The 21,425-nt window shown below is 43.6% G+C and carries 21 protein-coding genes and 1 pseudogene; 19 read left to right on the forward strand and 3 right to left on the reverse strand.

What is annotated here, in order from left to right; all coding sequences use genetic code 11:
- The first annotated feature begins 19 nt into the window (after positions 1–19).
- Genes EL241_RS02520 through EL241_RS02530 form a run of 3 tightly spaced genes read left to right on the forward strand, consistent with a single transcriptional unit; the run spans position 20 to position 2,858 of the window.
- Positions 20–1,015, forward strand: a complete 996-nt coding sequence (locus EL241_RS02520; RefSeq protein ID WP_382311535.1) for a FecCD family ABC transporter permease — start codon at positions 20–22, stop codon at positions 1,013–1,015.
- Positions 1,012–2,052, forward strand: coding sequence for a FecCD family ABC transporter permease (locus EL241_RS02525; RefSeq protein WP_036107729.1), 1,041 nt, complete (start codon positions 1,012–1,014; stop codon positions 2,050–2,052). Before EL241_RS02520 ends, EL241_RS02525 begins: the two co-directional genes overlap by 4 nt.
- Positions 2,052–2,858, forward strand: coding sequence for an ABC transporter ATP-binding protein (locus tag EL241_RS02530; protein WP_036107731.1), 807 nt, complete (start codon positions 2,052–2,054; stop codon positions 2,856–2,858). The genes EL241_RS02525 and EL241_RS02530 overlap by 1 nt, the downstream gene beginning before the upstream one ends.
- A 116-nt stretch (positions 2,859–2,974) precedes the next feature.
- Here EL241_RS02530 and EL241_RS02535 read toward each other — a convergent pair whose 3' ends face one another.
- Complete coding sequence (locus EL241_RS02535) at positions 2,975–3,877, reverse strand: MerR family transcriptional regulator (protein WP_036107735.1); 903 nt, start codon at positions 3,875–3,877, stop codon at positions 2,975–2,977.
- A 124-nt stretch (positions 3,878–4,001) separates the two neighbouring features.
- On the opposite strand from EL241_RS02535, the gene EL241_RS02540 reads away from it, so the two are divergent.
- Positions 4,002–4,856 (forward strand): CPBP family intramembrane glutamic endopeptidase, encoded by an 855-nt coding sequence (locus EL241_RS02540; protein ID WP_036107737.1) that lies wholly within the window; start codon positions 4,002–4,004, stop codon positions 4,854–4,856.
- Between the two features lie 181 nt (positions 4,857–5,037).
- Here the strand turns inward: EL241_RS02540 and EL241_RS02545 are convergent, their stop codons facing one another.
- Positions 5,038–5,922: a LysR substrate-binding domain-containing protein gene (locus EL241_RS02545; protein WP_036107741.1), complete on the reverse strand. Its 885-nt coding sequence runs from the start codon at positions 5,920–5,922 to the stop codon at positions 5,038–5,040.
- Between the two features lie 152 nt (positions 5,923–6,074).
- On the opposite strand from EL241_RS02545, the gene EL241_RS02550 reads away from it, so the two are divergent.
- Together EL241_RS02550 and EL241_RS02555 are read left to right on the forward strand one after the other, a co-directional pair.
- Positions 6,075–7,043 carry a YeiH family protein gene (locus tag EL241_RS02550; RefSeq protein ID WP_232020861.1) on the forward strand — a complete coding sequence of 323 codons (969 nt, stop codon included), beginning with the start codon at positions 6,075–6,077 and terminating at the stop codon, positions 7,041–7,043.
- Between the two features lie 135 nt (positions 7,044–7,178).
- On the forward strand, positions 7,179–7,943 hold the full coding sequence (locus tag EL241_RS02555) for a flavodoxin family protein (protein WP_126320323.1): 765 nt from the start codon (positions 7,179–7,181) through the stop codon (positions 7,941–7,943).
- Positions 7,944–7,947: 4 nt separating this feature from the next.
- On the opposite strand, the gene EL241_RS02560 is transcribed toward EL241_RS02555, so the two are convergent.
- The gene (locus EL241_RS02560) at positions 7,948–8,847 is read right to left on the reverse strand and encodes a LysR family transcriptional regulator (RefSeq protein ID WP_036107748.1); all 900 of its coding nucleotides are present in this window, start codon (positions 8,845–8,847) and stop codon (positions 7,948–7,950) included.
- A gap of 226 nt (positions 8,848–9,073) precedes the next feature.
- Here EL241_RS02560 and ssuE point away from each other — a divergent pair, with 226 nt between their 5' ends.
- From ssuE to EL241_RS02625, 13 genes and pseudogenes are all read left to right on the forward strand, one after another.
- Positions 9,074–9,616 (forward strand): NADPH-dependent FMN reductase, encoded by a 543-nt coding sequence (gene ssuE, locus EL241_RS02565; protein ID WP_003757701.1) that lies wholly within the window; start codon positions 9,074–9,076, stop codon positions 9,614–9,616.
- A gap of 13 nt (positions 9,617–9,629) precedes the next feature.
- Positions 9,630–10,169: a GNAT family N-acetyltransferase gene (locus tag EL241_RS02570; RefSeq protein ID WP_036107752.1), complete on the forward strand. Its 540-nt coding sequence runs from the start codon at positions 9,630–9,632 to the stop codon at positions 10,167–10,169.
- A 13-nt stretch (positions 10,170–10,182) separates the two neighbouring features.
- Positions 10,183–10,989: pseudogene (locus EL241_RS02575) on the forward strand (amino acid ABC transporter substrate-binding protein).
- A 14-nt stretch (positions 10,990–11,003) separates the two neighbouring features.
- Entirely contained in the window at positions 11,004–11,801 is a 798-nt protein-coding gene (locus EL241_RS02580; protein WP_036107755.1) for an amino acid ABC transporter substrate-binding protein, read from the forward strand.
- A 14-nt stretch (positions 11,802–11,815) separates the two neighbouring features.
- Positions 11,816–12,532 carry an amino acid ABC transporter permease gene (locus EL241_RS02585; protein WP_036107759.1) on the forward strand — a complete coding sequence of 239 codons (717 nt, stop codon included), beginning with the start codon at positions 11,816–11,818 and terminating at the stop codon, positions 12,530–12,532.
- Between the two features lie 16 nt (positions 12,533–12,548).
- The gene (locus EL241_RS02590) at positions 12,549–13,256 is read left to right on the forward strand and encodes an amino acid ABC transporter permease (RefSeq protein ID WP_036107761.1); all 708 of its coding nucleotides are present in this window, start codon (positions 12,549–12,551) and stop codon (positions 13,254–13,256) included.
- Positions 13,253–14,035 carry an amino acid ABC transporter ATP-binding protein gene (locus tag EL241_RS02595; RefSeq protein ID WP_003757712.1) on the forward strand — a complete coding sequence of 261 codons (783 nt, stop codon included), beginning with the start codon at positions 13,253–13,255 and terminating at the stop codon, positions 14,033–14,035. Before EL241_RS02590 ends, EL241_RS02595 begins: the two co-directional genes overlap by 4 nt.
- Positions 14,032–15,045 (forward strand): MsnO8 family LLM class oxidoreductase, encoded by a 1,014-nt coding sequence (locus EL241_RS02600; RefSeq protein WP_036107763.1) that lies wholly within the window; start codon positions 14,032–14,034, stop codon positions 15,043–15,045. The genes EL241_RS02595 and EL241_RS02600 overlap by 4 nt, the downstream gene beginning before the upstream one ends.
- The gene (locus EL241_RS02605; RefSeq protein ID WP_003757716.1) at positions 15,032–15,301 is read left to right on the forward strand and encodes a glutaredoxin family protein; all 270 of its coding nucleotides are present in this window, start codon (positions 15,032–15,034) and stop codon (positions 15,299–15,301) included. The genes EL241_RS02600 and EL241_RS02605 overlap by 14 nt, the downstream gene beginning before the upstream one ends.
- Positions 15,302–16,609, forward strand: coding sequence for an LLM class flavin-dependent oxidoreductase (locus tag EL241_RS02610; RefSeq protein WP_036107765.1), 1,308 nt, complete (start codon positions 15,302–15,304; stop codon positions 16,607–16,609).
- Positions 16,602–17,729, forward strand: coding sequence for an amidohydrolase (locus EL241_RS02615; protein WP_036107767.1), 1,128 nt, complete (start codon positions 16,602–16,604; stop codon positions 17,727–17,729). The genes EL241_RS02610 and EL241_RS02615 overlap by 8 nt, the downstream gene beginning before the upstream one ends.
- A gap of 126 nt (positions 17,730–17,855) precedes the next feature.
- A complete protein-coding gene (locus EL241_RS02620; protein WP_050777018.1) occupies positions 17,856–18,698 on the forward strand; it encodes a pyridoxamine kinase in 843 nt (280 codons plus the stop codon).
- 459 nt (positions 18,699–19,157) lie between these two features.
- Complete coding sequence (locus EL241_RS02625) at positions 19,158–21,359, forward strand: Cna B-type domain-containing protein (RefSeq protein WP_052009278.1); 2,202 nt, start codon at positions 19,158–19,160, stop codon at positions 21,357–21,359.
- Positions 21,360–21,425 lie beyond the last annotated feature (66 nt).

Here is a 21,425-nt window from a genome sequence, read left to right on the forward strand (position 1 = left end):
TAAGCACGTAAGCAAGATCATGCCGAAAAAGGTGAAAAGACTTGTCATGTTTCTCGGCCTGCTGCTTATCATCAGTGTGATATTGTCGCTATGCTTAGGGGCTCGGTTTGTAAATTTCCATGAATTGATGGACGGCTTGTTTTATCATCAATCGGATTCCTATGGTGCGAATATCGTTCAGAAACGGCTATCGCGAACGGTGTTCAGCTTATTATGCGGAGCAGCTTTAGGCGTTGCCGGTTCCCTGATGCAGGCTGTGACACGAAATCCGCTTGCTGATCCGAGCATTTTAGGAGTCAATATGGGAGCTAGCTTATTCGTAGTCTGCGGAATCGCCTTTTTTCAAATCAGTACGGCTAGTGCTTATATTTGGCTGGCTTTGCTGGGAGCGGGTCTTACGGCGGTCTTGGTATTTGGTATCGGAGCGGCCGGACGCGGGGGAGTTACGCCACTCAAGTTGGTATTATCGGGAGCTGCCATAAGTGCAGCTCTTTCTTCACTTGTGGTCGCAGTCATGCTTCCGAATAGTTATGCCATGGATCAGTTCCGTTTTTGGCAAGTAGGGAGTGTCGGTTCTGCAACTTGGAATGGGATCACTGCTTTTTTGCCATTTTTGATCATCGGCTTTGGCATTGCCTTGTTAACGGCGCCGGCGCTCAATGCCCTTGCACTTGGAGATGATGTTGCTTCTGGACTTGGCGTCAAGCCAGGTGTTTTACGGTTAAGTGCGGCTTCCGGTGGTGTGATTCTGTGCGCTGCGGCAACTGCGCTAGCAGGACCGATCGGTTTTATCGGTTTGCTAGCTACGCATGTGACGCGACTGCTAGTGGGACCAGATCTACGGCTGCTTATTCCAATATCGGCACTTTCCGGCGCAATCATTTTGACACTTGCGGATATTATTGGTCGTGTGATCGCCAGTCCGGGTGAGATCAATGTCGGAATCGTTACTGCGTTTATTGGCGCGCCGATCCTGATTGTATTGGCAAAAAGATTGAGAGTGCGGTCATTATGAAAAATAGTACAGGAGATATAAAATTTATCCTTGCAGGTGCAAGAAAAAGACAGGCGCGCTGGATCGTTGTTACCAGTTTGCTTGCGCTATTGACAATTGGTCTTTGCATAGCGATGCTGATGCTTGGTCATACGATCTACCCTGTCCAAGATGTCTTCCGAGCTTTATTGGGTGAGCAAGTTCCCGGCGTTTCGTTTACCATCAGTGAGCTAAGGCTGCCTCGAATGCTCGCAGGTCTATTTGCCGGTTTTGCATTTGGCATCGCCGGCTATGTATTTCAAACGATTTTACGCAATCCGTTGGCAAATCCGAACGTTTTAGGGATCAGTTCAGGTTCGAGTGCAGCAGCGGTTTTATGTATTATTGTCTTTCATACTAGCCAGACAGTTGTTTCTATTGCTTCCATTGTAGGTGGCTTGGCAACAGTGCTTGTGATTTACTTTTTAGCGCAAGGAAGAGCATTTTCGATCGGTCGGCTGATTTTGATCGGGATCGGGATGCAGGCGATGTTGGACGCGTTTATATCGTATCTGCTGATTGTTAGTGAACAACAGGATATCCCGGCAGCACTGCGATGGCTGAATGGTAGTTTGAACGGCGTCCAGTCAGAGGAGCTGCCACCGCTGATCATTACTGTTCTTATTTTTACGGTTATCGTGTTGTTTTGCGGAAAAAGTCTGACGATGCTGGAACTTGGTGAGCAGACAGCTGCTTCACTTGGGGTAGCGACGGATCGAACACGGATCATTCTAATAATCAGCACGGTTCTGATGCTTGCTATGGCAACGGCAACAACTGGTCCGATCGCTTTTATTTGTTTTCTAGCAGGTCCGATCACAAATCGGCTAGTTGGCAGCGGGGTGAAAGCAAATAGTCTGCCAGCAGGTCTTGTGGGGGCGAGTTTGGTCTTAGCAGCGGATCTGGTTGGTCAATTTGCTTTTGCCTACCGCTTCCCAGTTGGTGTTTTGACAGGGCTTGTCGGCGCACCATACTTGATTTGGCTACTTATTCGAATGAATCGAAAAGGAGAATTATGATGGAACGAAAACATGAGTTCAGGGTGGAAAAACTGACAGCGGGCTATGACCGTAAAACGATTCTCCATGATATCGACCTGAAACTACTGGATGGCGAGATCAGTGTGATCATTGGAGCCAATGGTTGCGGGAAATCGACGCTGTTGAAAACCATGGCAAAGCTGATCAAGCCAATGTCTGGAGAAGTGATCCTAGACGGCAAAGCAATCAGCAAGATTCCTGCGAAAGAATTTGCCAGAACACTTGGCGTGCTTCCGCAAGAACGTGTCTTGCCGGAGGGGATCACAGTAGTTGACCTGATCAGCCGCGGACGTTATCCGCATCATTCTTTGCTTAGCAGTATGTCAAAAGCGGATTATGAAGCAGTAGCGGAAGCAATGGAAATGATGGATATCACTGCTTTTGCCAATCGAGATATCGAGGCATTGTCGGGAGGACAGAAACAGCGTGTCTGGATTGCGATGGCATTAGCTCAGCAAACGGATATTTTGTTTCTTGACGAACCAACGACCTTTCTCGATATCACGTACCAAGTCGAGATATTGGATCTGCTAACGGATCTCAACCGTAAATATGGAACCACGATCGTGATGGTTCTGCACGATATTAATTTGGCTGTTCGCTACGCGGAGCATGTTTTTGCCCTTAAAGAAGGTGTATTGATCGCAGAGGGGAAAGCCTCATCGGTCATTACTAGCGAGTTGATCAAAGAAGTATTTGCGCTAGACTGTACAGTGATCACAGATCCTGTTTCTGGAACGCCACTCGTTGTGCCGAAAGGAAGGTATCATCGGGATAAGAAGTAAAAGAGCGATCTACTTTAGAATCAGATAAATTAAGTTATAAAGAAAATAAGTTTATCAAGCAAAAGACTGACTGCTCCAAATTTGGACAGCCAGTCTTTTTTTGCTGTTTCTTTCTATCAAAAAGCTGCAAATAGTAATTCCAAAAACAGCCGCTGTCCCCCATCTTTCTGCGGTGGCGCTGCAAGTGGGCTTTCTAGCAATCCCATTTCCAGCGTGGCGCCTTCTCGTAAAGCAAGATCCAGCGCTGCATTTTGGCCGTTGATCATAGGGTTGCTGAAAGGGGCGACATCTGTAGTAGTGGTAGCATCTTCAGCTAGCGGGAGGGTGGTGAGGTAGGCGAAATAATTGCCCGCTTCTCTGGAAATGAGGTAAGGCATTTCTATGTTTCCCGCATCTAGATGAGCAAGTTTTTCCTTTATGGCAGTAGGATCGCTGATTTTTGTTGCGATACAATATCCTTCGGCAAATTCCCGCTTAGCGAGGGTTTTCTCATTAAAAAACATCGCAATGGGAGCGTTAGTACCAAGTCCGATCTGTTGGCATAATTGTTGGAAGTTTGCTAAGCGCTGCAGATAAACAGAAGTATCGTTGATAGGCGCATTCATTACCAAGTAAGATTCCTTTTGGCAGAACCGAATGTGCCAATCCCCATCTTTCGGATGTTCTCCCCACTTATCAGTTAGCTCGCTTTGGACACTTTGCAAGTGTTTCAAGAAATTACGTTTCTCTTTCAGTTCCGTAATTCGCTGATCAAGTAGGCTGATCTGCTCGTCATAGAAAGAAGCTGTTTCGGCTAAGCCCCCATTATTGTATGCCTTTATCTGTTTGAGAGAATATCCAATGCTTTGCAATGTCTGAATAATACGGAACTCGATCATTTGATCGACTGTATAATAAGCGTAGCCATTGCTTCCTACTTGAACTGGTTCTAATACACCTATTTTACGATACCAGCGAAGGGTTGCTTTTGTCGTATTACATAGCTTGGCAAACGCACTTGCGGTCATTGTTTCGTTCATAAAGTTCTCCTTATATAAAAAAATTTGATTTTATGCTTGACTATGATGTTACATCACAGTTTAGTATAATAGAAAGCTAGACGCCAATCAAATGTTCTAGCTTCTAACTAAAGGAGAATCAAATATGATAAAATTACGAACATTTTTAAGGAAATACCCTTTGCTTACGGCTTTTTTGGCCTTGACCGTTGCCTTCATCATTCTGTTGACGGTTCCAGCTGGCGATACAGTCCTAGAGAAACTGCGCCAAGAAATACCACTGACGCTACTGACGATGCTTCTCCTTGTTGCTATAGGCGGCACCACGCTTATTAAATTCAAACGGCAAGGAATCGGCTTTACCTTTAGAAAGAGCATTCTTTATCTTCTACCAGGAATTTTGGGATGTGTCTTTACTATTGTTGCTGCTATTTCTTCCAATCGGGCTGTACACCCAGATTGGTTGATCATGCTTCTTCAAGCGTTGATTTTCTATCTATTGCTCGGCTTATTTGAAGAAGGATTATTTCGCGGTGTGATTTTGCAAGCTTTCTTAGTGAAAATGGGCAAAACGCGTCAAGGACTTATCGCTGCGGTTGCCATTGGCGGTTTTATCTTCGGTTTCGCTCATATCTTGCTTTCTTGGTTCCAGACAGGCTTGGATCTAAGCGGCTTGGGGCTGTTGCAAGCACTTTTGAAAACAATTAGTGCCGGAATGGCTGGTTTCTTCTTCGGTGCTATCTACTTGAAAACCCGAAACATCTGGGGCATCGCTCTCGTTCATGGAGCCTCGGACTTATTGCTTATGGTGGGATCACTTATCTTTTCTGGGACGAACTCAGTTTCCTACATCAGTTCCGATCCTTCGCAAGCAATGTCTTCTCTAATAGTAAACACTGCTTTCATAGTGATTTACATACCACTTGTCGTGAGTGCTTGGAGACAATTGAAGACGATCCCGTTACCTGAAACCGGCTTTTATAGGGAAGATTGGAAGTAAATAGCGAATAGCTTGCCCAAAAAACGCTCATTTTCGTCGTTAAAGCCTACGTTTCGATTCACGCGTCACAAGTACGTACTCGACTTTGCCTAGAATCTAATCATTTTTTGTGCTGGCACGGATAGAGATCCTATCCGTGTTTTTCTATGCAAATAAATAGATGCGTATCTGACCACCAGATTTAATTTGCCATGCTATAAATAATCGCTTCGACTAATTCGGTGATTTTTAGCGGATAATCATTTTTATTTTTTACCAGCGAAAACGAGCGGCTGATCGTGAATGCTGGATCTTGGATCATAAGGAATTCACCGCTTGCTAGCTCAGCTTGTATTGACAACCGTGACAGTAAGGAGATTCCGAGTCCAAGTTTGATCGCTTCCTTGATTGGCTGTGTACTGCTGAAAACAAGTGGTGTTTTTTCTAGACGGATTGCTTCGCGTTCCAAGAAAGCCATCTGCATTTCTCTTGTTCCAGATCCTTCCTCACGAATGATCCAATCTTCCTTAGTTAAATCTGCTGGGAGCAATGGATTTTTTTGAAGAGCGGGATGATCTGCTGGGAAAACACATACCAATTCGTCATTTTGAAATGGCTGAATAGTAAGTACATCGTTGGTCAGTTTTTTCTCAATAATGCCGATGTCCAGCTGGTTATGTGCCAGCAAGTCTAAAATGTTTTCTGAATTCTGGATCGTGATGACTGGCGTGATATTGGGATAAGTAGCTCGCAATTTGGCGATAACAGCGGGAAGCATATATTCGCCGTAGGTATAGCTGGCGCCGATAGTTACTGTACCGGCGGCGTTTTGGTGCATATCGGCCAAAACGTTTTCCATCTTGATCTGGTACTGCTGCATTTTTTTTGCATAATGATAGACAACTTCGCCGGATTTGGTCAAGCGAACATATTTGTTAGTGCGGTCTAATAAAACAGCATTATATTTACGTTCCAGCTGTTTGATACTAGCTGTGACTGTTGGCTGAGTCAAATGAAGATAGCTGCCTGCTTTAGTAAAACTGCCATGCTCTGTGACAGCGATAAAAACGGTTAGTAAATGTTCCACTTGAAAACCTCCTTTTCTCTGATTATAATAGAAAATCTCAATGATTAATATATAAATAATTGATTTTACTAATGATTGATCTCCGCTTATAGTAAAGAGAGAATGAAGGGGGTAACAGATAAGTGGTAAATAAAAAAGCAATTCCCTTTGCGATGGGGATAATTTTCACCTTTATAGTGGCAGTAGCCGGCTATTTGCTGGCAGCATTACCAGGTCTGCATTTGTTAGGACCACTGGCTTGTGCGATTATTTTAGCAATCATTTATCGTCAAATCGCCGGGTATCCGGAAAAAATCCGCAGTGGCGTTCAATTTTCTTCGCAGAAATTACTGCGCTTTGCGATTATTTTGTTTGGCTTGAAATTAAACATTGATACGGTGTTACATCAAGGACTAGGCCTTTTAGCTCGAGATATCTTAACGATTCTGTTTTCGATCGGCTTGACGCTACTGATCGCGAAGTGGCTGAAAGCAGATATGCAGCTGGCACTCTTGCTAGGAATCGGGACAGGCGTTTGCGGAGCGGCAGCGATCGCGGCTGTTTCGCCAATTTTGAAAGCAAAGGAAGAGGATTCGGCGATCGGAGCCGGGATCATCGCTTTAGTCGGAACGATATTTGCGGTCGGCTATACCGTATTGCTACAATTTCTGCCGATATCAGCAACACAATATGGTATTTGGTCAGGGGTAAGTCTGCATGAGATCGCGCACGTTGCCCTGGCTGCAGAGCCGGCTGGGAAAGATGCGCTTGCGATCGCCTTACTAGCAAAACTGGGCCGAGTACTTTTATTAGTACCTTTAAGTTTTATTTTAGTATATTGGATGAAACGCCGCGAAAAACAATCAGGCGGGACGCAAACGAAAGTGAGCTTCCCATGGTTCCTGCTTGGCTTTATCGCGATGAGTTTATTCGGTAGCTACGTTCTTGGCAATTACATCCATCTTTCAAATCAGCTATTAGCTTTTATCTCTTTTTTGACGTCGTTCTTGCTAACGATGGCGATGACTGGGCTAGGACTTAATGTTCATTTGAAAGGATTGAAAGAAAAAGCGCTGCGTCCGTTGTTGGCGATGGGGATCACTTCCATTCTGCTGGCGGTAGCTACTTATTTTTCTATATAAGAAAAATGAAGAATAGGTTTATGAGAAAGAAGAAAATCATGTAGGTGATTTTCTTCTTTCTTTATTACCCGAGGCAAATCCCCTATTTTCATTTCCGTTTACATGTGATAATCTGAACAAAAAGGAGGCGAATGAATGGTGAAAAAAGTCATTGGGATTCTGGGGACGACCAATAAAGAGGGACTGACAGCCGAAATGCTCCACGCTGTTTTAGATGGCGCGGCTGAAGCAGGAAATGAAGTCGACTGCATTTATTTAGCGGATCATGATGTGAAAATGAATGGCCCAGTCATCAATAAAATCAGCCGACAAATTGAAGATGCGGACTGTATCGTCTTAGCGGCTCCCACATATTGGGGAGGCATCAGCGGCTTGGCGAAGAACTTTTTAGATGCAATGCGGCCGAGGTTTGTAGCGACGACGAAAAGAGGCGACGTCAAGCCGACGCGCTATAAAAATAAAACGTATATTTCCATTACCTCATGTTATAAAAGTGCTTTTGAAAACATCGTAGCTGGAGTAACAAATGGCACATTCAATACGATCGACCAAGTATTCACAGCAGCAGGAATGCACCGCGTAGGCGAGATCGTGCTGCCGGGAACTTATCATTTAAAACAGCTTCCTACCAAAAAAAGAGAAGAAGCAAAACAAGTAGGGAGCAGAATCGGGCAAAAATTAGACAGAGGAGGATTTATTTTGAAAAGATATGTGCAGTTATTCGTTATGCTGGCAGTTTCGACATTGATCGTTCGTGGTATCCAAGTCGGGATTGAAAAGATCGGCTGGTTCAACACGACGAATTTTTGGGTGGATTATGCTGTTTTTGTTATTATCTTCTTTCTCTTTCTTTCCATTATGCTACATTCACTAACAGTTCATAATCACAAGCGGAAATAGCCGTTCATAAAGATAATTCCGTTTTTGCTTGGAAAAAGGCGGTTATCCGCTCAAGGAGTTCTTCGGTCATCATATCGAAGGATTCCTTTTTTTGGTTAGTCAAAATACCGATTGGCGGATGGATATCGAGATCCTCCACAGGAATCGCTTTTGTGCCCGGAACCGTATTCAAATGCGCTGTTTTCGTGAAAATAGAAATGCCCAGATCCTGCGCTACATAATGCTTATGCGCCATGCTACTGGAGACCTCCATTTTCTTGTACGTACTGCCGATTGCCTGCTTCAATTCCTGCTCGATTTGGATCCGAATCGGGCAATTAGCAGGCGTGAAAATAAAACGCTCCTCTTTCAGATCTGCTAGCGTCACGCTTTCTTTCGATGCCAGCGGGTTTTTTTCCGCGACTAAAATATCGAGTGAATCTCGGTAGAAGACTTTGTAATAATTTTCCAATATCAATTCCGGCTCCCCGCAAATCGCAAAATCAATCTCACCTTTCACTAACTTCTTGCTGCAGGTATTCGCATCTTCCACCAGAATGGTAATGTTCAAGTTAGGATATTCTTCTAAAAACGGTGTTAGTACGTGTGGAAGTACCAGGCTCGCAGTTGGTTCGGAAATACCGATCTTGATCTCGCCAGTATTGCCAGCACGCAAGTCGAAGATCGTATGATCCAGCACTTCATATTGGATCAAAAGTTGCTTGGAACGCTCATAAAAAATGTTGCCAGCCTTTGTCAGCTTCAAACTTTTCCCGCGCTCAAACAATTGGACGCCAAGGTCCTGTTCTAGCTGTTTGATTCGCATCGAGATCGTTGGCTGAGAATAATTCAATATCTTGGCCGCCTTTTGAAAACTGCCGGCTTGGACTATCGTTGTAAATGTTTGGATAGCTCGTAGTTCCAATAAAATCGCCCCCTTGATTTTTTGGATATTTCTAACATTATACAATGAAGCGATGTTAGATTCAATGGTTATTCCGATTAAAATACTAAGAATAACGTTGGGAATAGGTAATTATTAAGAATACTAAAGTGTGATATTACTTTTTTTGATTGGAAAAGGATGCGTTTATCCGCTATAGTAATTAAAACCAAGTAGTTGAGTATGAATTGAAAAGGGAGGAAATGAAATGACCAAAATTGTTTTTATCGCCGGAGGTAATCGGGAACGATCTAGACTGACAGGGCTGATCCAGTTCGCCAAGCAGTACTTGGAACGGGAACGAATTCAGATCGACATTATCCAAGTGCATCAGCTCGAAGCACGTGCACTGATCGAAGCTGACTATGCAGCTGTAGATATCCAAACTGCTAATCAGAAAGTTTTAGAAGCGGATGGAATCATTATTTTTACTCCTATTTTTAAAGCAGCCTATTCCGGTATCTTGAAAACTTACCTCGACTTGCTGCCACCAAAGGCTTTTGAACGAAAGACGGTTTTACCACTTGCGATCGGAGGATCCGTTGGCCACGTGCTAGCGATTCAATACACCTTGGATCCGGTCATCAAAGAACTTGGTGCCGAGCTGATCCATCGCGGAAGATTCGTAGTCGATAAACAAATAGAACTTACGGAGGAAAATACATTTAAATTGGCAGAGGAAGTAGAAAGCAGACTGACACAAACACTTGCTGAGTTTGAAGATGCACTCAAAAGACCGATTCATATATAAGGAGGTAATCAAGATGACGACAGATATTTTTCGTTTAGCAGAAGTGGAGGATGCTCCGGCATTTTTACAATTATTGAGAGATGCTTTTGAACCGATCCGCGATTTGGGAATCGACTGGCCATCGGCTAATGCTACATTGGAATTGGTAACGGAAAACATTATCCGTTCCTCAGCGTTTGTATTGGAACGCGATGGAGAGATCATCTCTACGATCACGATTCGTTTTCCATGGGAAAGCAATAACCCGCCTTCTAAATATCCTTTTGTCTGGTGGTTTGCAACGAAGCCGGAACTCAAAGGCCAAGGAGTCGGGAATAAATTGTTGACCTATGTGGAAGAACGGGTGCTACGAGATACCCTCAAAGCACCGGCGCTCACACTCGGGACTTCAGCGAAGAAGCATCCATGGCTGCTGGCGATGTATGAAAGACGCGGCTATGAAGTATATTTTGAACATGAATCACCCGATGGCGATGTTGGGGTGATGATGCGAAAAGTATTGATACCAGAACGTTTCGATGAAAGCTTGCTTGGAATTCCAAGCTGGACATGAAAGGGGAGTTCAAATGCGAAAAAAGTGGCGTATTATCTTAGGGGCAATTTTGCTGGCACTCGTGCTCTCGGGCTGAGGAGCAAAAGGGGAGGCATCAAGTGGGCCAAAACAAGTTATTATTGGGACTGGAACACAATTTCCGAATATCTGCTTTATTGATAAAAACGGAAAACTGACTGGTTACGATGTGGAAGTTATGCGGGCGATCGACAAGAAACTTCCCGATTATCAATTTAAATTCAAAACGATGGATTTTGCCAACCTATTAACAAGTTTGGCAAATCGCAAGATCGATGTCGTGGCACATAATATGGCGAAAAACAAAGAACGGGAAAAGCAATTTTTATTCAATCAAGAACCATATAATTATTCACCGCTCTACATCACCACGAAAAAGAGCAATAACAGTATCCATACCTTAGATGATCTAAACGGCAAGAATGTTATTGTCGGCGCGACCAGCAATGCCGCGGATTATATCCGCAACTACAACAAGAAAAATGGCAACAAGATCCATTTACGCTATGCGGGCCAAGGCTCCAATGATGCCGCCAACCAAATCGAAACGGGACGCGCAGATGCGACACTTTCCACACCGTTTGCAGTTGATTTTCAAAACAAAACACAATCAGCAAAACAAAAAACAGTTGGCAAAGTAATCCTGGATACCAAAGTATATTTCATTTTTGCCAAAAACAATAAAAAATTAGCGGACGAAGTGGATACGGCAATCAAAGAACTTGAAAAAGACGGAACATTAAAAAAATTGAGTGAAAAGTGGCTTGGCGGCGATTATTCCAAGTCCAGCTTTGCTAAATAAAAAGGGGGATATTTATGAAAAAGAAATTAATAAGCATTCTTGCAGTTCTATTACTCACAGTACTGACGGCCTGCTCCAACGCCGATGCCTCAGACAAAAAGGTACAAACGATCACCGTTGGAACGGGAACACAATTTCCCAACATTTGCTTTATTGATAAAAATGGTAAATTGACTGGCTACGATGTAGAACTTATTCGTGAGATCGACAAACGACTGCCGAATTATAAATTTAAATTCAAAACGATGGACTTCTCTAACCTCTTAGTGAGTCTCGGCTCCCAAAAAGTAGATATGGTCGCCCACCAAATGGAAAAAAATAAAGAACGGGCACAAAAATTCTTATTTAATGACGTAGCGTATAATGTTTTCCCGATCCAACTCACAGTTTTAGCAAACAATAAGACAATCAAAAGCATTGACGATCTAGCAGGAAAACGTGTGATCACTAGCGCAACAAGTAATGAAGCAACTGTCCTCAAAAAAGTAAATGAAGAAAATGGCAATAAATTCAAGATCGCTTATGCAGGTCAAGGCTCCAATGATACGGCTAATCAATTGAAAACGGGCCGCGCTGATGCAACGATCTCAACTCCTTTCGCCGTGGATTTCCAAAATAAAACAAGCGACATCAAAGAAAAAGTAGTCGGCGATGTATTGTCAAACGCAAAAGTTTACTTCATGTTCCATAAGAAAGAAACTAAATTAAGCAAAGATGTCGACAAAGCGTTGCAGTCGATCATTGATGACGGGACTTTGAAAAAACTAAGCGAAAAATGGCTTGGTGCAGATTATTCTAAATCGAAGTATTAAGAAGGTGAATGCAAATGGATAAAGGTTTCAGTATCAAAATGATCGGGGACTTTATCCCGACATTATTAGGATATTTACCAATCACGCTCTATATTTTGATTGTCTCCCTGATTTTCGGCTTTATTTTGGGATTGTTACTGGCATTAACTCGAATTTACCGTGTTCCTGTTTTAAGTCAGCTCGGAAAATTATATATATCTTTTTTCCGCGGCACACCGATCATGGTGCAGCTATTCATTGTCTTTTATGGAATCCCGGCCATCACTGCGCTGGTAGGAATCGATACATCCAAAATGGACCCGCTGTACGCAGCGATCGCGACTTACGCACTCAGTAGCGCGGCCGGAATCGCAGAAATCGTCCGCGCCGGAGTGAACAGTGTAGAAAAGGGACAGGAAGAGGCGGCTTACAGCATCGGCTTGACCGGCAGACAAACTTTTCTGCGAATCGTTCTGCCGCAAGCACTTTTGCAAGCTATGCCTAATTTCGGCAATGTGATCATCGGTTTCCTGAAAGATACATCCCTCGCTTTTTCAATCGGTGTCATGGATATGTCAGGGAGAGGACAGACACTGATTTCTTCCAGCAATCATTCTTTGGAAGTTTACATTGCACTGGCAGTTATTTATTACTTAACGGCGATTGTACTAGAACAAGGCTTCAAATGGGTAGAACGGTTTATGAAACGGGATGATACACGCGTTATCACCGTTTACGATATGGAGATATAAAGGAGGGGAAGAAAAAATGGGATTAGATATTCCTTTTATTGGGACAGCATTGACAGCGATGGTAAAAACGATTCCGCTGACACTTGCCATGACGTTCTTTCCACTATTGTTCGGCTTTTTGATCGCGATCTTGATGTCTTTTATCCAAATCAAACATGTGCGCATTTTGGAACCAATCAGTAAGTTTTATGTTTCTTTTTTCCGGAGTACACCAGCGATCCTGCATATCATGCTTATCTATCTGGGGATCCCACTCATCGTTGATAAATTAAGTTCGCAGTTTGACCTAGGTCTCTCGGCAAATAAGATCCCGGTAGCGATTTTTGTGATCATTGCGTTGTCCTTCACTGCCGGTTCCTATTTAACTGAAAGCATCCGCTCCGGAATCATCGCAGTCGATGCTGGACAGATCGAGGCTGCCTATTCCATTGGGATGACACATCGTGAAATGTTGCGACGGGTACTTTTCCCGCAGGCCTTCATTATCGCGCTGCCGAACTTTACCAATTTGGCGATCGGCTTTCTGCATACCACGTCGATTGCAGCGATCGTGGCAGTACCGGAAATAACGGGGACAGCAACAATCGTGGCATCCGATAACTACGCGTTTTTAGAGGCATTTATCGCAGCGGCGATCATTTATTGGCTACTCACGATGATCATTGAGGCGATCCACGCATTATTGGAGAAAAAATTGACTGTTTATCAAGGAGGGGTTAGATGATTCAGGCAACGAATATTCACAAACGTTTTGGTGATAATGAAGTCTTGAAAGGTATTGATCTGCAAGTGAAAAAAGGCGAAGTTGTGACGATTTTAGGCCCAAGTGGCTCGGGCAAAACGACTTTCTTGCGCTGCCTAAACTTGCTTGAACGTCCGGAACAAGGCGAGATCGCGATCGGCGAGCAAGTGATCCAAACGACGAATCCGAAGAAAGCAGAAGTGCTTGCGCTGCGTAAGCATACGGCGATGGTCTTTCAGCATTATAATTTATTTGCCCATAAGACAGTTTTGCAAAATGTCATGGAAGGATTAGTGATCGCTCGGAAGATCCCGAAAAAAATCGCGAAAGAACGGGCGATCGAAGAGTTGACGAAAGTTGGACTGAAAGATAAATTATCCGCTTATCCCAGTCAATTGTCCGGTGGGCAAAAGCAACGGGTGGGAATCGCAAGAGCACTTGCGATCAACCCGGAAGTCATCTTGTTTGATGAACCAACGGCCGCGCTTGACCCAGAACTAGTAGGGGAAGTGCTGGAGGTGATGCTGGAGATCGCGCGTCTAGGTGTAACGATGATCGTCGTTACCCACGAGATGGAATTTGCCAAGCGGGTAGCCGATCAAGTTGTCTTCATGGACGGCGGGATCATTGTCGAACAAGGCACACCGAAAGAGGTATTTGAAAATACGCAGCAAGAACGAACCAAACAATTTCTGCGCCGGGTTTCACCGGATTACTTATATCAGATCAAAGAAGTCCCAAAGGAGGAGCGGGTGATATGACAATCAGACTCAGTATTTTAGATCAAAGTATTGCTGGTGAAGCGGAAACGCCTGGGGAAACACTGCGAAACACCGTGGAACTTGCCAAGTTTGCCGAACAGATCGGCTATCATCGCTTTTGGGTGGCAGAACATCACGCTTCCGAAGAAGTCGTCGGCCCAGCACCAGAGATCCTGCTCAGCTATTTAGCTGCCAAAACAACAACCATTCAGTTGGCTTCCGGTGGGATCATGCTTCAGCACTATAGTCCCTTTAAAGTAGCCGAACAGTTTCATGTCTTAGCTAATCTGGCGCCCAACCGGATCGCATTAGGTGTCGGAAAAGCGCCGGGCGGTTTCCAACTGGCAACGGAAGCACTTCAAGCAGAATTCAAAGCGGAGAAAACAAGCTTTGAAGCAAAATTGGCTGAACTACTGACGTTCACCAGACAGGATCCGCGCGGGAAGTATGTAGATCTGCAAGCGAGACCACTGCCGCAAGAAGAAGTGCCGGTATTTCTATTAGGCGGAAGTGCTGAAAGTGCTGTAATGGCAGCCAAAGCTGGTGTTGGATTTGTCTTTGCCTATTTTATCAACGGAGAAGAAACGGTTTTAAAAGAAGCACGGGAAGCATATGAAGCAAACTTTACTGGCAACGACGCAGCAAAATCATTCCAGCTGGCGGCGATCGTTGCAATCAGTGAGCAAGCCGAAGAAGCACATGCATATGTAGAAACCAGAGAGTCCGTTAAAATCGTACTTGCCGATGGAAAGCGTGTCAATGTCGGAACAAAAGAGCGTGCAGAAGCCTATTTGGAAAATGTTACGCAGGATTATGAGCTCATTATCCAAAAAGCTGGCGTCATTACTGGCGTGAAAGAGATAGTCGGAAAAGAGATCCATAGACTTGCGAAAACGTATCAGATCAACGATTTTTTAGCACTCACCCCGATCAAAAATAAAACGAAAAAACAGCAGTCATACCAATGGTTGAAAGAAGCTGTGGAGGAGGAAGCACATGTCCGTATCTAATAATATCGTTATTTGGAGTAAAAAAGGATGTCACTATTGCCAAGAAATCAAGGAATATTTTGAGACCGAGGAGATTCTTTATCAGGAAGTCGATGTGACAGAACATGATTATTTAAGAGATGTCTTAGATACCAAATACGGCATCAGACATGTGCCGGTAGTGGAAATCGGGAATCAAGAAACAGGCGATTATCATGCGGTGATCGAAGTTGGTTTGGATCATGTAAAAAATGCGATTGCAAAGGTGGCGAATTGAATGGGGAAACAATTAGAATTCGGAACGATCATTCACGGTGTCGGCGGTTCCATGGATGCGTGGCGTCATCCAGATGTCGATCCTAAGGCAAGCACGAATCTAGATTTTTATATTCAGAGAGCACAAACGGCAGAACGCGGCTTATTCAGTTTTCTCTTCATTGCAGACGGTTTGTTTATTTCCGAAAAATCGATTCCACATTTCTTAAACCGCTTTGAACCGATCACGATTTTGTCAGCACTGGCACTTGCAACCAATCATATCGGCTTAGTAGGGACATTTTCAACTTCCTTTACAGAGCCTTTTACCTTGGCACGCCAGCTAGCGTCATTGGACAAGATCAGCGCCGGACGCGCCGGTTGGAATCTAGTCACCTCTCCGCAAGAAGGGGCGGCCCGCAATCATAGTAAAAAAAACCTGCCACCACATTCCGAACGTTATCAGATCGCGCAGGAGCATTTAGATGTAGTACGCGGCTTATGGAAATCGTGGGAAAATGACGCCTTTACTTATGACAAAGAAAGCGGCCAGTTTTTTGATTCGGAAAAGCTACATCCGCTGCATCATAAAGGGGAGTATTTTCAAGTGGAGGGTCCGCTGAATGTTTCTCGAAGCGAACAAGGCGAGCCGGTGATTTTTCAAGCAGGCTCCTCAGAAACTGGAAGAGCATTTGCTGCTAAAAATGCCGATGCGATTTTTACCCACGCTAATTCTTTAGAAGAAGCGCAGGCGTTTTACCAAGATGTCAAATCGAAGGCGGCGGCTTACGGCCATGATCCAAAGATTTTTCCGGGCATCGGACCAATCATTGGAGAGACTGCGGAAGAAGCAGAAGAGAAATATCAGCAGTATGCAGAATTGGTACCGATCGAACACGCTGTCACTTTTTTAGGAAGGTTTTTTGACGATTATGACTTTACAAAACATGAATTGGATGAACCTTTCCCAGAGTTGGGCGACATCGGAAAAAATGCCTTTCAAAGCACAACAGATCGCATCAAGCGGCGGTCACGCGAATTAGGGCAGACGCTTAGAGAAGTTGCCATTGAAGCAGCGACGCCGCGCCCGATTTTTATTGGGACTAAAGAGCGGGTGGCTGATTTGATCGAAGAGTGGTTTGTCAACGAAGCAGCCGATGGTTTTATTATCTCTTCTGATAATCCGCATGGCTTGACCGATTTTGTCGATAAAGTCATTCCGATCCTGCAAGAACGTGGTTTATATAAAACAGAATATGCTAGTAACTTGTTAAGAGGAAATTTGGATTTGCCGATCCCAAGTGATCAGCAGGTGATCTATAGTGAGTAATTTGGAAGAGAGATTGACGGCAGTCCGCCGCGATCTGCATCAGCATCCGGAACTTTCTAACCAAGAGTTTGAAACGACTAGAAAAATACGGGCATTTTTAGAAGAATCAGCCATTCCCATCTTGGATTTTCCACTCAAAACAGGTATCATTGCTGAAATCGCGGGCGATAAACCTGGTAAATTGATCGCGTTACGGTCAGACATTGATGCGCTACCGATCCAGGAGCAGACAGAGCTGCCATTCCGCTCTGTTCATCCTGGCATCATGCATGCTTGCGGACATGACATCCATACCGCTGCTCTTCTCGGTGCTGCTCTGTTACTCCAAGAACACCGCGCCGATCTGGCCGGAACCGTCCGCTTTATTTTCCAACCCGCAGAAGAAACAAGTCACGGTGCCAGCAGCATTTTGCAAGCCGGCGTTTTGGAAGGGGTAGCAGCGATTTTCGGGTTTCATAATGATCCTTCGCTTCCAGTCGGAACTTTTGGAACGAAGACAGGCGCATTGACTGCAAGCGTTGACCGTTTTGAAGTAACGATTACTGGAAAAGGCGCGCATGCTGCCAAACCGAACGAAGGAAAAGATGCGATCAGTGCCGGAGCAGAACTTGTCCAAAATTTGGAACGGATCATCAGCAGAGTGATCTCACCAGCCAGCCACGCCGTAATCAGCGTTACTCAGTTCCACAGTGGTTCAACTTGGAATGTGTTGCCGGAACAAGCCTATTTGGAAGGAACCGTTCGCACGTTTGATCAAAGCGTACGGCAACAGATCCAAGCCGAAATGACACGGGTCACAGAAGGACTTGCCCACCTGACAAATACAGAAATTAGATTTAACTGGTATAATGGCGCGCCGGCAACAAACAATGACGAAGCACTGACGGAACTTGCTTTTCAAGTGGCCTCGGAATTGGGATTGACTACACGGGAACTACAGGAAATGGCGATCGGCGAAGATTTTGCTTTTTATCAAGAAAAAGTGCCAGGCGCCTTTGTGATGATCGGATCCGAGTCGGAATTCGACTTGCATCATCCTAAAATCGAACCAAATGAAGCGGTGATTCTCCAAGCAGCTCATTATTTTGAAGCAGTTGCCCTCGCTTATCTCGCAAAATGAGAACCGGATTCCGATTCGGTTCTTTTTTCTGCATGCCTAAATGTAAAGGCTTGCTTTTGACTATGCGGAGCCAATTTAGTATGCTTGGTAAGAAATCATTCTATGCGATTAGAGGGAGATATAAAAATGAAAAAAGTATTGATTGCACATGATTTATCAGGCGTCGGAAAAGTTGCGCTTGGGATCGCCATGCCAGTGCTTTCTGCCATGGGAATCGAAGTAAGTGTCCTTCCAACTGCAGTTTTATCTACACATACGGGATTTGCGGGAAATAGCTATTTATCACTGACAGAAGAAATGAAAAAAATGATCGCACATTGGAAATCGCTAGACATACGATTTGACGCGATCTATACCGGTTATTTAGGGGAACGAGCGCAAATCGAACTTTTAGCAGAGGCAAAAGAAGCGCTTTTAAATGAAAACGGCTTTTTATTAGTAGATCCTGTCATGGCAGACCGTGGTCAGCTTTATCGCGGTTTTGATGCAGCTTATGTGAAAGAAATGGAAAAACTGGTGGCGCAAGCAGATGTCATCGTTCCCAATCTGACAGAAACATCACTGTTGATCGGTGAAGCATATAATCCAACGTTAAGCAGGAGCGAACTCTTGCTAGATTTTCAAGCCTTATTCCGCTTAGGACCGAAAAATGTCATTATTACTGGAACGGAGCGGGGACCAGATATCGGTGCCAGCTTTATGTCACAATCCGAAGCACGCCTTTCCCATGAATTTGCTCCGAAAGTACCTGGCCATTACTTTGGCACCGGTGATTTATTTGCCAGCATTGTTACAGGGGCACTTGTGCACGGGGCATCCTTGCAAGAGGCAGTGGCTTTAGCAATCAATTTTACCAGTAAGATTATTGAAAGCACGTATGAAGAAGTGGAAGATGTCCGCTATGGAATCCAGTTTGAACCATTTTTACCGGAGTTGTCGATGCGGATGATGCGGCTAGCGTATCGGTGATGCAAATATAGATGATGGGCTGGATTTTTAAGCGTTTAAGACATAATAGAGACCTTTTAGGACATTTTTATGTATTTACAAGAACGATATGATATTATAAATACTTCCTTTGTTAATTAGCTGTCCTTTATTATATTGGAGCAACTAATAGTAGCTGACCTTTTTGATAAATAATCAAAAGGGTCTTTTTTTATGCAAAGCCAATAGGCGGAACGATATCTTTTTTGTAGATTAGGTTTAGCAGGAAACTAGCAGCATTCAGAGAGTGTGTGTACCTTAATTGCTTAAATAGAGCGAAAAAAACATCATTACTAAAAACATATCTTCTTGTACATTCGTCAATAAAAAGACAAAATATCGTCACAAATAATTCATTCCTTTTGTATATTAAATCGTATATACTTTTTCAGTGGACAAAAAGTAATATATTTAACATCCAGATCAAAGGAGGAATAAATCATGAGAAAAGTAGTGCAGATTATCATCACCAGTATCCTGATTTTTGGTATGTGTTTAGGGGGAACGACTGCCGTTAACCAAGTACATGCAAAAGCAGGGGATGATCCAGGGGTAACGATCACTTCCCCAGATACCATATCTTCTAGACAACAAGTCGAATTAAAAGTTACATTGTCCGCCTCAGCAGGAAAGTTGGATCAAGATGGGAAAATAGAAATAAAGATTCCCCAAAATAGTGTTGCACAGAAAAATGATCTAACAAATAATTTGATTCTGGGAGACCCGTTTTATTTGCTAGATCCTGCGTTAACAGAGGATTCCGAGGGTAACTATGTGTTGAATGTGGCTTATGATCATACTAAGATCGAGCCCAATGAAGCTACAGGGGAAACCTTTACAATCAAATATCAAGCTCCTGTTTATAAAGAAAATGACGAAAATGTTCCAGATAATGTGAAATTTCAAGCTGACTTATCGAAAGGGGATAAAATAGTCAGTCAAGATACAGACCAATCCAAGATCCAAACGGATAATTCGGGCTTACCGCTATTATCCAAATTCAGCACGCGACCACATAAAACAGTGGATGGAGTCAGTGCAGCAGTGATGAGTATGGATAACCCGGCTTCCAACATTTTTGCCATTGTCGTCAACTATAATCAACAAAATGTAAAAAATGCTGTTTTACGAGATAAAACGCCAGAAAAAACAGAATTACATGATCCGGGAAAATATATTCCAGTTAGCGGAGATAAAACGCCCGTACAACATATTCAGATAGCTAAAGTAACGGATAAAAACGAAACCGGCAACCCGATAGCTTGGAAATTTGTCACAGCTGATTATGCAGATAAAATCACTAGTGATAAAAATGGATTTGCTATCAACTTTGGTGATTTGACTCCCAAAGACAGTTTTGTCGTTATGTATGCAGAAAAAGTAGAAGACGGAAGTACGGCGGATACCTTTGGAGTCAAGATGAATACGGCTACACTAGAGAGTAATGGATCAACGCTTAGAACGGCAACTGAACCGCTGATGTTGGATAGTTCGAATTACCATTTTATTACGCTCTCTAAAAAGGTTAGTCAATCAACAATCTCGACAACAAAAGGAACATTTATTTACTCGCTAACAGCAAAAGCTAAAAGTGGGAACATCCCGGCCGGAACTAAAATTGTTGACCCACTGCCGGACTATACGACTTTTGATCATACCGTGAAGCGCGATAATGAGGCGATTTCTAAAGGGGAATACGATGCTAAAAGCCATACGGTCACTTATACGGTATTGAAGGACATCATCGAAGGAACGAATCAGACCATCGATTTTCAAGTGGATTATTCTAACCCGATGGCCAAACAAGGGGATGAAGTGACGAATAAGGCATATATCAATTATGAAGGCACAAATATTTACAGTAATGATGCTACAACTACCTTAGAGGGCAGTGCGATCTTAAAAAAATCTGATGCGAGGACCAAAGATCCATTAGCCGGAGCGGTATTTAAAGTGATCGATGCTTCTGGCAAAACAGTGAAAAAAGAATTGAAAACTGATGGGGACGGATTGGTGAAGTCAGGCCTGCTGGCGCCAGGGAAATATCGATTTATCGAGACTAAAGCACCCGCCGGTTATATTTTAGATCCATCTCCTATTCCCTTTGAGGTACAAGCTGGTGCAGAAGGAGCAGTCCATGTAACTAAAGAAAACATAGAAGCAACAAGTGTATCCGGTACTAAGACATGGGAAGACGATCATGATAAAGCCGGTAAGCGACCAACTAGTATTACGATCAAGCTTTATCAGAATGGAAAATACTTCAAATCCAAGAAAGTCGATGAGAAAATGGAGTGGAAGTATTTATTCGATGGACTTCCTAAATATGATAAGCAAGGAAAGCAGTACACGTATACAGTAAAAGAAAAGGCTGTCAAAGGATATCAAACGATACAAGACGGTTTTGACTTTACGAATAAATATATCCCTAGCGATCATAGTGTGGTGCCGCCACATCATTCCAATCCCGATAAACCTGAAGACCCTGATCCTGCGGGAAATCACATCCACCGAACGATCGAAAAACATCTGCCTGCTACGGGAGATACATTATCCGTAAGTGCAGTAGCATTAGGAATCATTATTCTTGCAGCAGTTGCCTATATACTTCGCAAAAAATATATAAAATATCTTGTAAAATAATAGTAATTTCAACCGAAAATGGACGTCCTACTTTTTCATTTGTGAACGAGTAGGACGTCCGTTTTT

Source organism: Listeria grayi (assembly GCF_900638015.1).
Classification (GTDB): domain Bacteria; phylum Bacillota; class Bacilli; order Lactobacillales; family Listeriaceae; genus Listeria; species Listeria grayi.

What these genes read in the sequence shown, in the direction of transcription:
- EL241_RS02520 (WP_382311535.1), top strand. Translation starts at nt 20, where the DNA reads ATGCCGAAAAAGGTGAAAAGACTTGTCATGTTTCTCGGCCTGCTGCTT.
- EL241_RS02525 (WP_036107729.1), top strand. Translation starts at nt 1,012, where the DNA reads ATGAAAAATAGTACAGGAGATATAAAATTTATCCTTGCAGGTGCAAGA.
- EL241_RS02530 (WP_036107731.1), top strand. Translation starts at nt 2,052, where the DNA reads ATGGAACGAAAACATGAGTTCAGGGTGGAAAAACTGACAGCGGGCTAT.
- EL241_RS02535 (WP_036107735.1), bottom strand. Translation starts at nt 3,877, where the DNA reads ATGAACGAAACAATGACCGCAAGTGCGTTTGCCAAGCTATGTAATACG.
- EL241_RS02540 (WP_036107737.1), top strand. Translation starts at nt 4,002, where the DNA reads ATGATAAAATTACGAACATTTTTAAGGAAATACCCTTTGCTTACGGCT.
- EL241_RS02550 (WP_232020861.1), top strand. Translation starts at nt 6,075, where the DNA reads ATGGGGATAATTTTCACCTTTATAGTGGCAGTAGCCGGCTATTTGCTG.
- EL241_RS02555 (WP_126320323.1), top strand. Translation starts at nt 7,179, where the DNA reads ATGGTGAAAAAAGTCATTGGGATTCTGGGGACGACCAATAAAGAGGGA.
- ssuE (WP_003757701.1), top strand. Translation starts at nt 9,074, where the DNA reads ATGACCAAAATTGTTTTTATCGCCGGAGGTAATCGGGAACGATCTAGA.
- EL241_RS02570 (WP_036107752.1), top strand. Translation starts at nt 9,630, where the DNA reads ATGACGACAGATATTTTTCGTTTAGCAGAAGTGGAGGATGCTCCGGCA.
- EL241_RS02580 (WP_036107755.1), top strand. Translation starts at nt 11,004, where the DNA reads ATGAAAAAGAAATTAATAAGCATTCTTGCAGTTCTATTACTCACAGTA.
- EL241_RS02585 (WP_036107759.1), top strand. Translation starts at nt 11,816, where the DNA reads ATGGATAAAGGTTTCAGTATCAAAATGATCGGGGACTTTATCCCGACA.
- EL241_RS02590 (WP_036107761.1), top strand. Translation starts at nt 12,549, where the DNA reads ATGGGATTAGATATTCCTTTTATTGGGACAGCATTGACAGCGATGGTA.
- EL241_RS02595 (WP_003757712.1), top strand. Translation starts at nt 13,253, where the DNA reads ATGATTCAGGCAACGAATATTCACAAACGTTTTGGTGATAATGAAGTC.
- EL241_RS02600 (WP_036107763.1), top strand. Translation starts at nt 14,032, where the DNA reads ATGACAATCAGACTCAGTATTTTAGATCAAAGTATTGCTGGTGAAGCG.
- EL241_RS02605 (WP_003757716.1), top strand. Translation starts at nt 15,032, where the DNA reads ATGTCCGTATCTAATAATATCGTTATTTGGAGTAAAAAAGGATGTCAC.
- EL241_RS02610 (WP_036107765.1), top strand. Translation starts at nt 15,302, where the DNA reads ATGGGGAAACAATTAGAATTCGGAACGATCATTCACGGTGTCGGCGGT.
- EL241_RS02620 (WP_050777018.1), top strand. Translation starts at nt 17,856, where the DNA reads ATGAAAAAAGTATTGATTGCACATGATTTATCAGGCGTCGGAAAAGTT.
- EL241_RS02625 (WP_052009278.1), top strand. Translation starts at nt 19,158, where the DNA reads ATGAGAAAAGTAGTGCAGATTATCATCACCAGTATCCTGATTTTTGGT.